This is a genomic window from Bacteroides sp. 2_2_4 (assembly GCF_000157055.1).
In the GTDB taxonomy this organism is placed as follows: Bacteria; Bacteroidota; Bacteroidia; order Bacteroidales; family Bacteroidaceae; genus Bacteroides; species Bacteroides ovatus.
In genome coordinates this window covers 121,895-132,034 of sequence record NZ_EQ973365.1, presented here as the reverse complement: position 1 = coordinate 132,034, position 10,140 = coordinate 121,895, and the positions used below count along the sequence as shown (strand labels likewise).

Here is a 10,140-nt window from a genome sequence, read left to right as displayed (position 1 = left end):
GAATGGTTCCGCCAAAGTGCGGCCGAAGAAGCGAAAGCAGCCGGACAACCGGGAAAATGGTTGTTCACCCTGCACAATGCCAGCCGTCTGCCTTTCCTGCAATATTCTGAAAATCGCCCGCTCCGGGAGCAAATATACAAAGCTTATATCAACCGCGGCAACAACAACGACGGAAACGATAACAAGGAAAACATCCGCAAGATCGTTTCTCTCCGCCTGGAAAAAGCGAACTTATTAGGTTTCGACTGTTATGCAAACTTCGTCCTGGATGAAACCATGGCAAAGAACGCCAACAACGTAATGAGCCTTTTAAATAACCTCTGGAGCTACGCACTGCCAAAAGCAAAAGCAGAAGCTACCGAACTTCAGAAATTAATGGATAAGGAAGGAAAAGGAGAAAAACTAGAAGCATGGGACTGGTGGTATTATACCGAAAAACTACGGAAAGAAAAATACAACCTGTCTGAAGAGGATACAAAACCTTACTTCAAACTGGAGAATGTACGCGATGGCGCTTTCGCCGTAGCCAACAAATTATATGGCATCACCCTAAGCAAACTGGAAGGCATACCAACTTATCACCCTGATGTAGAAGTCTTTGAAGTGAAAGACGCAGACGGTTCCCAGCTCGGTATCTTCTATGTAGACTATTTCCCACGTCCCGGGAAAAGCGGTGGTGCATGGATGAGCAACTATCGTGAGCAACACGGAACAACCCGTCCGTTGGTATGCAACGTTTGCAGCTTTACCAAGCCGGTAGGCGACACCCCCTCTTTATTGACCATGGATGAAGTGGAAACCCTGTTTCACGAATTTGGTCACACTCTGCACGGACTGCTGACAAAATGTGAATACAAAGGAACATCGGGAACCAACGTGGTACGTGACTTTGTAGAACTTCCTTCTCAAATCAACGAACATTGGGCGACTGAACCCGAAGTGCTGAAAATGTATGCCAAACATTATCAGACAGGAGAAGTGATACCCGACGAAATCATCGAGAAGATACTGCAACAGAAAACTTTCAACCAGGGCTTCATGACCACCGAATTACTGGCTGCCGCCATCCTCGACATGAACCTGCACACGATGACAGATGTAAAGAATTTGGACATGCTTGCATTCGAAAAAGAAGCGATGAACAAGCTTAACTTGATTCCCGAAATAGCACCGCGTTATCGCGTGACTTACTTCAATCATATCATTGGCGGATACGCAGCCGGATACTATAGTTACCTATGGGCCAACGTATTGGACAATGATGCTTTCGAAGCTTTCAAAGAACATGGTATTTTTGATAAAAACACCGCCGACCTGTTCCGCCATAACGTATTGGAGAAGGGAGACAGCGAAGACCCGATGGTGCTTTATAAGAATTTCCGTGGAGCGGAACCAAGCCTGGAACCACTACTGAAAAACAGAGGAATGAAATAATTCAGCAAAAAAGCCCTTAAACATCAAATATTTGAGGGCTTATTACACATGAATGTGAAAAAAAAACTATATTTGCAGCCTTGTATGCGGCAAAAAGAACTTGTGTACGACAGAATTTAACTGAAAATTAAATTAAAAAAGTAATCATCATAAATTAAAAGTAAAATGCAAAACAAAGGATTTGTAAAGGTTTTTGCGGTATTACTCACACTGGTATGTGTGTTCTATCTCTCCTTCTCCTTCGTAACACGCCATTATACCAACAAGGCGAAAGAAATTGCGAACGGCGACCCGAAAGTGGAACAAGACTACCTCGACTCTCTCTCCAATGAGAAAGTGTGGTTGGGTAACTGGACGCTGAAACAATGTCGTGAGATGGAGATTAGTTTAGGTTTGGACCTAAAAGGTGGTATGAACGTTATCCTTGAAGTTTCTGTACCTGATGTTATCAAAGCACTGGCTGACAACAAGCCGGATGAAGCTTTCAACAATGCATTGGCAGAAGCTGCAAAACAGGCTGTAAACAGTCAGGATGATATCATCACGCTATTTGTCAGAGAATACCACAAAGCTGCTCCTAACGCAAAACTTTCCGAACTCTTCGCAACACAACAGTTGAAAGACAAAGTTAACCAGAAATCATCGGATGCAGAAGTTGAAAAAGTATTGAGAGCAGAAGTAAAAGCTGCTGTTGAAAACTCATATAACGTACTTCGTACACGTATCGACCGTTTCGGTGTTGTTCAGCCGAATATCCAGAGCCTGGAAGACAAAATGGGTCGTATCATGGTGGAATTGCCGGGTATCAAAGAGCCGGAACGTGTGAGAAAACTTCTCCAAGGTTCTGCTAACCTGGAATTCTGGGAAACTTATACAGCTAAAGAAGTTCTTCCTGCTATGCAATCTGCTGATGCTAAATTGCGCGCTGTATTAGCGCAGGAGACAGGTGCAGACTCTACCGCTGTAGATTCCACCAAAGAAGCTCCGCTTGCAGAAGCTACTCCGGCCAAGAAAAGCGTAAGTGCTGCCGACAGTCTTGCTGCTGCCCTGAAAGGAGATGCTACAACTACTGAAGATAATTCAACAGCTAACCTGGCAGAAATTAAAAAGCAATACCCTCTGTTGGCTATCCTGCAGTTGAACTCTAGCGGACAAGGTCCTGTGATCGGTTACGCTAACTACAAAGACACTGCTGATATCAACAAATATCTGGCTATGCCGGAAGTTAAAGCAGAACTCCCGAAAGACCTTCGTTTGAAATGGGGTGTTTCTCCTTCTGAATTTGACAAGAAAGGACAGACGTTCGAATTATATGCTATCAAGTCTACCGAACGCAACGGTAAAGCTCCGTTGGAAGGTGATGTAGTAACAGACGCGAAAGATGAATTTGACCAATACAGCAAACCGGCTGTCAGCATGACTATGAACTCTGACGGTGCACGTCGTTGGGCACAGCTGACCAAACAGAACATCGGTCGTTCTATCGCTATCGTTCTTGACAACTATGTATATTCTGCACCAAACGTAAACTCTGAAATCACAGGTGGACGTTCACAGATTACAGGTCATTTCACTCCTGAACAGGCAAAGGACTTAGCAAACGTATTGAAATCAGGTAAGATGCCGGCTCCGGCTCACATCGTACAGGAAGATATCGTTGGTCCGTCATTGGGTCAGGAATCTATCAATGCAGGTGTATTCTCATTCGTAGTGGCTCTGATTCTGTTGATGATCTATATGTGTATGATGTACGGCTTCATACCGGGTATGATTGCCAATGGTGCATTGTTCCTGAACTTCTTCTTCGTATTAGGTGTCCTCTCCTCCTTCCAGGCAGCATTGACAATGTCCGGTATTGCCGGTATGGTGTTGTCACTAGGTATGGCAGTGGATGCGAACGTACTTATCTACGAACGTACAAAAGAAGAACTTCGTGCCGGTAAAGGTGTGAAGAAAGCACTTGCTGACGGTTATTCCAACGCATTCTCCGCTATCTTCGACTCGAACCTGACATCCATCATCACAGGTATCATTCTGTTTAACTTCGGTACCGGTCCGATCCGTGGTTTTGCTACGACATTGATTATCGGTATTCTAGTATCCTTCTTCACCGCTGTGTTCATGACCCGTATAGTTTACGAACACTTCATGAACAAGGACAAACTATTGAACCTTACATTCACAACCCCTGTTTCAAGAAACTTGATGACCAACACACGTTTTGATTTTATGGGAACAAACAAAAAATCCCTTATCATCACTGTAGCCATCATCCTCGTTTGTATCGGTTCATTTGCCATGCGCGGTTTAAGCCAGAGTATCGACTTTACCGGTGGACGTAACTTCAAGGTACAGTTCGAGAATCCGGTAGAACCCGAACAGATTCGTGAATTGATCTCCAGCAAGTTCGGTGATGCTAACGTTAGTGTTATCGCTATCGGTACAGATAAGAAAACTGTACGTATCAGCACCAACTACCGTATTGAAGATGCAGGAAACGATGTTGACTCTCAAATCGAAGCATATTTATATGAGACTTTGAAACCTGTGCTGACTCAAAACATCACTCTAGCTACCTTTATCGACCGTGACAATCACACTGGTGGTAGTATTGTAAGTTCTCAAAAAGTGGGTCCGAGTATCGCAGACGATATCAAAACAGGTGCCATCTATTCCGTAGTACTGGCTTTGATCGCTATCGGTCTGTATATCTTAATCCGTTTCCGTAACATCGCATATAGTATTGGCTCTATCGTAGCTCTATCATGCGATACCATCATGATTATCGGTGCTTACTCATTGTTATGGGGTATCGTTCCATTCTCACTGGAAATTGACCAAACGTTTATCGGTGCTATCCTGACAGCTATCGGTTACTCTATCAATGACAAGGTGGTAATCTTCGACCGTGTACGTGAGTTCTTCGGCCTGTATCCGAAACGTGACAAACGTCAGTTGTTCAATGATTCATTGAATACTACACTTGCACGTACTATCAATACATCATTAAGTACATTGATCGTATTGCTGTGTATCTTCATCCTTGGCGGTGATTCAATCCGCAGCTTTGCATTCGCAATGATCTTGGGTGTTGTTATCGGTACATTGTCATCACTGTTCATTGCATCTCCGATTGCATACAACATGATGAAGAACAAAAAAGTCGTACCAGTAACTACGGAAGAATAATAAATTCCAAAAATAGAAAAAGCCTCTTCCGAACATTCGGTAGAGGCTTTTTCTATTGATTATTAAAACAAATAGAAGCTATAAGACGTTCATCTTAAAAGAAGCCATTGTTAAACTCAAAACCAGATACGATATGAAAGCAAAACAAAACAACTTCTCACAGATTCTTCGTAGTAGCCCCGAGGGGAATCGAACCCCTATCTAAAGTTTAGGAAACTTCTATTCTATCCGTTGAACTACAAGGCCGCTTCAAATTTGCTTGCAAAGATAACGGTTTCTGTCGATTTAACAAGAATAAAAATACAGGTTCCTTTCAAATATCTCAAATATTTAGCGTCAATAGGACAATAAAGTTCGATTTATTTTGATAATTCGATTAACTTTCCGACCTTTGCGCTCACAAATTGAAAGTAAAATCAGTTTTTAAATTAAATATAGTAATTAAAGTTATGGCAGACGAAATGATGGTTAAAGAATTGGAGGAAGTAGTAGTACGTTTCTCCGGCGACTCCGGTGACGGTATGCAGCTGGCCGGCAACATCTTCTCGAACGTGTCGGCTACAGTAGGAAATGACATCTGTACATTCCCTGACTACCCGGCAGACATCCGCGCCCCGCAAGGTTCACTGACCGGTGTTTCCGGTTTTCAGGTTCACATCGGTGCCGGACAGGTTTACACTCCCGGAGACCGTTGCCACGTATTAGTGGCTATGAATCCTTCCGCACTGAAAACACAAATCAAATTCTGTAAACCGCAAGGACTTATCATTACCGACTCCGACTCATTCGAAGCCAGAGATTTGGAAAAGGCACAATTCAAGACCGACAATCCTTTTGAAGAATTAGGCATAAAACAGGAAGTACTTGAAGTTCCCATCTCTTCCATGTGCAAAGAGAGCCTGAAAGACTCCGGACTAGACAATAAATCAGCACTCCGTTGTAAGAACATGTTCGCACTCGGACTGGTTTGCTGGCTGTTCAACCGTAACCTTGCCGCTGCTGAAAAAATGCTGCGTGAGAAATTCGCCAAGAAGCCCGAAATTGCAGAAGCTAATATTAAGGTATTAAACGATGGTTTCAACTATGGTGCCAACACACATGCTTCTGTCTCTACTTATAAGATTGAAAGTAAAGCTCCGAAATCAAAAGGACTTTATACAGATATCAACGGAAATAAAGCAACTGCTTATGGCTTGATTGCTGCTGCCGAGAAAGCAGGTCTGGAACTCTACTTGGGTTCTTATCCTATCACTCCGGCCACTGATATTCTGCACGAATTAGCTAAACATAAATCACTGGGAGTAAAAACCGTACAGTGCGAAGATGAAATCGCGGGTTGTGCTTCTGCCGTTGGTGCCGCTTTTGCCGGTGCTTTGGCTGTAACGACTACTTCCGGGCCCGGTGTTTGTTTGAAGAGTGAGGCCATGAACCTTGCTGTAATTGGCGAACTTCCATTAGTGATTGTAAATGTGCAACGTGGCGGTCCGTCAACAGGTTTGCCTACTAAATCAGAACAGACAGACTTATTGCAAGCTCTTTACGGACGTAATGGTGAAAGCCCGATGCCGGTGATTGCCGCAACTTCACCAACGAACTGTTTTGATGCCGCATACATGGCATGTAAGATTGCTCTGGAACACATGACTCCGGTTGTATTACTGACGGATGCTTTCGTAGCCAACGGCTCGGCAGCTTGGAAACTTCCTAACTTAAATGAATATCCTGCCATCAATCCTCCATACGTGACTCCGGACATGGCTGGTAACTGGACTCCATACCAACGCAATGAAGAAACCGGTGCACGTTACTGGGCAATTCCGGGAACTGAAGGATTCATGCACCGCATCGGTGGTCTTGAAAAGAGCAATGAAACAGGTGCGATCTCTACCGAACCAGAAAACCATAATAAGATGGTTCATCTCCGCCAAACTAAAGTAGATAAAATTGCAGACTATATCCCCGAACTCGAAGTACTGGGTGATGAAGATGCAGATTTACTGATTGTTGGCTGGGGCGGCACGTATGGGCATCTCCGTCTGGCTATGGACTTTATGCGCGATCATGGAAAGAAAATGGCTTTCGCACACTTCCAATACATCAACCCGTTGCCGAAGAATACAGCCGATGTATTGCGTAAATACAAGAAGATCGTAGTAGCTGAACAGAATTTGGGACAATTCGCAGGTTATTTACGGATGAAGATACCCGGATTGAACATCAGCCAGTTCAACCAAGTGAAAGGACAGCCTTTCGTTACGAGAGAATTGATAGATGCATTCACTAAATTATTGGAGGAATAAAAGATGAGCGATAAAGTATATACCGTACAAGATTATAAATCAGGCCAACCTCGCTGGTGTCCGGGATGCGGTGACCACGCTTTCCTGAACTCACTGCACAAAGCTATGGCCGAACTGGGAGTAGCTCCGCACAATATTGCCGTCATTTCCGGTATCGGTTGTTCTTCCCGCCTGCCTTACTACGTAAATACGTATGGGTTCCACACTATTCACGGACGTGCCGCTGCTGTTGCAACAGGAGCAAAAGTAGCCAATCCAAATTTGACTATCTGGCAGATTTCCGGTGACGGTGACGGTTTGGCAATCGGTGGTAATCATTTCATCCATGCCGTTCGCCGCAACATTGACTTGAACATGATTCTGTTGAACAACCGTATCTATGGTTTGACAAAGGGACAATATTCACCGACTTCAGAACGTGGATTCGTCAGCAAATCATCTCCTTACGGAACAGTGGAAGACCCGTTCCATCCGGCAGAGCTGGCTTTCGGTGCCCGCGGACGTTTCTTCGCACGTTGTATTGCAGTAGATGGTGCCGCTTCCGTAGAAGTGTTGAAAGCAGCAGCTAATCACAAAGGTGCTTCTGTTGTAGAAGTTCTGCAAAACTGCGTGATCTTCAACGATGGAACTCATGCTTCTGTAGCCACCAAAGAAGGACGTGCCAAGAACGCTATCTATCTGGAACATGGCAAACCCATGTTGTTCGGTGAAAACAAGGAATTCGGATTGATGCAGGAAGGTTTCGGACTGAAAGTGGTGAAACTTGGTGAGAATGGTATCACAGAAAAGGATATTCTTATTCACGATGCTCACTGCCAAGATAATACGCTTCAATTGAAACTGGCGTTAATGGAAGGTCCTGATTTCCCGATTGCACTCGGTGTGATCCGCGATGTAGATGCTCCAACTTACAATGATGCTGTAATTGGACAGATTGAAGAAATCAAAGGCAAGAAGAAATATCATAATTTCCAGGAATTGCTAATGACTAATGATACTTGGGAAGTGAAGTAATTCACCACTTCAATCCATAAAATAATAAAGGCGTAGACAAGAGAATCAACTCTCTTTCTACGCCTTTCATTCTTTCTATCGTGTAACCTATATTTATATCAACCTATTCGAGAGCAGTGCCACCCACTTTTTCCGGCCAATACGGATTCTGATAAATAACAGAATTATCTGTACTATTATCAGGAGACGCAAGTCTCATTTCATTAATAGCAACCGGACTCAAATAGTTGGCTTTAGCCCAAGAATATCCATCATATACCTGATTATTGATTCTCACCTTGCTAAAAGGACGAATATACTTGAATGCTCTGGAGGAAATATTAGAAGTAGCATCATCCGGATCATCTTTTAAAGTAACGTCTTCCGGAAGTTCATAAGTTTTATAAGCCTCTTCCCAAAAGTTATACCCTTCAGGAATAAACTTATTAGTAAGTACGCCATCCCAAGCTCTCCAACGCACCAGGTCATCCCAACGCATTCCTTCGCCAATAAACTCGCAACGACGTTCGCGACGGATATTATATAAGGTAGCATCCACTTCATACGAACCGGGATGAGCGGCCAAATCCGTCTCCTTATTCATATCGGTATTGTCAATGGTTGTCTGGAAATTGCCTGTAATGCCTGCCCGATTGCGTACTGCATCCCAATAGCTTTTCGCTTTACCGTCTACCTTATTATTACGCAAATAGTAGGCTTCCAGATAATTCAGATAAGCTTCGACACCACGAAAGATAATGCACCCTGTAGTCGATTGCGACTGACCGGAAATAATCTGCTTATTATTATATGTCAAGCATTTCCGAATCCGATACCCGGTATTATCAGATGTTTGGGCTTCCAATGATATAATATTAGGTTGTTTGAATTCTTTAAGTGCAGGTTCTTCTGTCGAACTGGATGGAAGCAAATCCTTCTCGCCCAAAACAAACATTTGCAGACGCAGATCACGATTCTCTTTCACATCCATGATAGTTTTGTCACCTTTATATTCATCTCCTGCTGCATAATAGGGAAGTCCGTCTTTCATGACAAAACAGTCTACAAAGCTCTTCAGCATACCATTATTACCTCCAGTAAAAATATAAGCCGGTGTGCCATGCGTGATTGACACGCCACCACCATTCATATATTGCTTCCAGAAAAGAACTTCGGAATAACTACTCATATCTTCTTCCGCAAACATCTCGAAATATGGATTCCAGCCAACAATCCCCGGTATGTTTTTCGGATTGGTCAGACCGGTATTATTGGTCAAAGTAATATCATCAGCCACCTGTTCCGCTGCTTTCATAGCCTCATCCAGAAAGAAATTGATTTCATTATCCATGTTCGTGGAGAAATCGGTATGTATTCTCTTACCCGGCCAGGTTGCATCCCCCGGCACACGCCCTGTTCCCTTATGATACTTTTCAAACGTAGCCTCATACAAAGCAACGCGCGACTTTATCAATAACGCGCAATTCTTTGTTAATCGCGTTTTGTTTCCTGAAATATCATCCACCATATATTTGGCGGCGGAATCGAGCTGATTGATGATAAAACGAGCAACGAGATTACGCGGCTGACGAACAGATTTCTCTGTCAAAACAGACTGATTATCCGGCAATACTTCGGTTATAATTGGAAAATCTCCGAATGATTTCAGTTTACTGTAATAAATCCATGCACGGATAAAGTACATTTCGCCGACATAGTGAAGAATCTGTTCACAATTGCCCTCAATCTTGCCTGCCTCGAATTTAGGAAGCACATTTTCGAAGAAATAATTGCAATAGCGAATTTGAGTAAAATCCCAGCCACCTCCAGTATTAGGAACACGCCACTGACCTTTCTCAAAATAGGTGGAAGAATATCCTCCGGCTACCATATTATCTGTATTCTGGTCATTGTTCACTGTACCGACTCCATATCCACCATGCGTTGAAAAGATGTTGTTGTACTGCGAAATACTATATGCAACCAAGTGGTCCGTCGTATTAAAATACTCTTGCGGAGTCACCTGATCCAGAGGCGCCATATCCAGAAAATCATTACAAGATGTAAGCGACCACGTAGCTCCTGCCATCAAGATTGTTTGTAATGTAATATGTTTCAGTTTCATAAGCCTTAAAATTAGAAGTTAACATTTAAACCTACCGAGATGGTGCGCTGCAACGGATAGAGTTTACCATTATTCGCATCATAAGTGCTTTCCAAAGCC

Annotated in this window: 5 protein-coding genes and 1 tRNA gene; 4 read left to right on the top strand and 2 right to left on the bottom strand. The window is 43.4% G+C overall.

The genetic code is table 11. The features are described from left to right. Both BSCG_RS06745 and secDF read left to right on the top strand, forming a co-directional pair. A partial coding sequence (locus BSCG_RS06745; protein WP_032849678.1) for a M3 family metallopeptidase occupies nt 1–1,434 on the top strand: 1,434 nt, incomplete at its 5' end. Between the two features lie 165 nt (nt 1,435–1,599). Then, the gene (secDF, locus tag BSCG_RS06750) at nt 1,600–4,623 is read left to right on the top strand and encodes a protein translocase subunit SecDF (RefSeq protein ID WP_008776852.1); all 3,024 of its coding nucleotides are present in this window, start codon (nt 1,600–1,602) and stop codon (nt 4,621–4,623) included. 174 nt (nt 4,624–4,797) lie between these two features. Here secDF and BSCG_RS06755 read toward each other — a convergent pair. Beyond that, nucleotides 4,798–4,869: transfer RNA gene (locus BSCG_RS06755), tRNA-Arg, on the bottom strand. A gap of 203 nt (nt 4,870–5,072) precedes the next feature. Here BSCG_RS06755 and BSCG_RS06760 point away from each other — a divergent pair. Beyond that, on the top strand, nt 5,073–6,923 hold the full coding sequence (locus BSCG_RS06760) for a 2-oxoacid:acceptor oxidoreductase subunit alpha (RefSeq protein ID WP_008646507.1): 1,851 nt from the start codon (nt 5,073–5,075) through the stop codon (nt 6,921–6,923). 3 nt (nt 6,924–6,926) lie between these two features. After that, nucleotides 6,927–7,937 (top strand): 2-oxoacid:ferredoxin oxidoreductase subunit beta, encoded by a 1,011-nt coding sequence (locus BSCG_RS06765; RefSeq protein ID WP_008776851.1) that lies wholly within the window; start codon nt 6,927–6,929, stop codon nt 7,935–7,937. Nucleotides 7,938–8,040: 103 nt separating this feature from the next. Here the strand turns inward: BSCG_RS06765 and BSCG_RS06770 are convergent, their stop codons facing one another. Beyond that, nucleotides 8,041–10,041 carry a RagB/SusD family nutrient uptake outer membrane protein gene (locus BSCG_RS06770; RefSeq protein ID WP_008776850.1) on the bottom strand — a complete coding sequence of 667 codons (2,001 nt, stop codon included), beginning with the start codon at nt 10,039–10,041 and terminating at the stop codon, nt 8,041–8,043. Between the last annotated feature and the right edge of the window lie 99 nt (nt 10,042–10,140).

What these genes read in the sequence shown, in the direction of transcription:
- BSCG_RS06765 (WP_008776851.1), top strand. Translation starts at nt 6,927, where the DNA reads ATGAGCGATAAAGTATATACCGTACAAGATTATAAATCAGGCCAACCT.
- BSCG_RS06770 (WP_008776850.1), bottom strand. Translation starts at nt 10,041, where the DNA reads ATGAAACTGAAACATATTACATTACAAACAATCTTGATGGCAGGAGCT.
- BSCG_RS06760 (WP_008646507.1), top strand. Translation starts at nt 5,073, where the DNA reads ATGGCAGACGAAATGATGGTTAAAGAATTGGAGGAAGTAGTAGTACGT.
- secDF (WP_008776852.1), top strand. Translation starts at nt 1,600, where the DNA reads ATGCAAAACAAAGGATTTGTAAAGGTTTTTGCGGTATTACTCACACTG.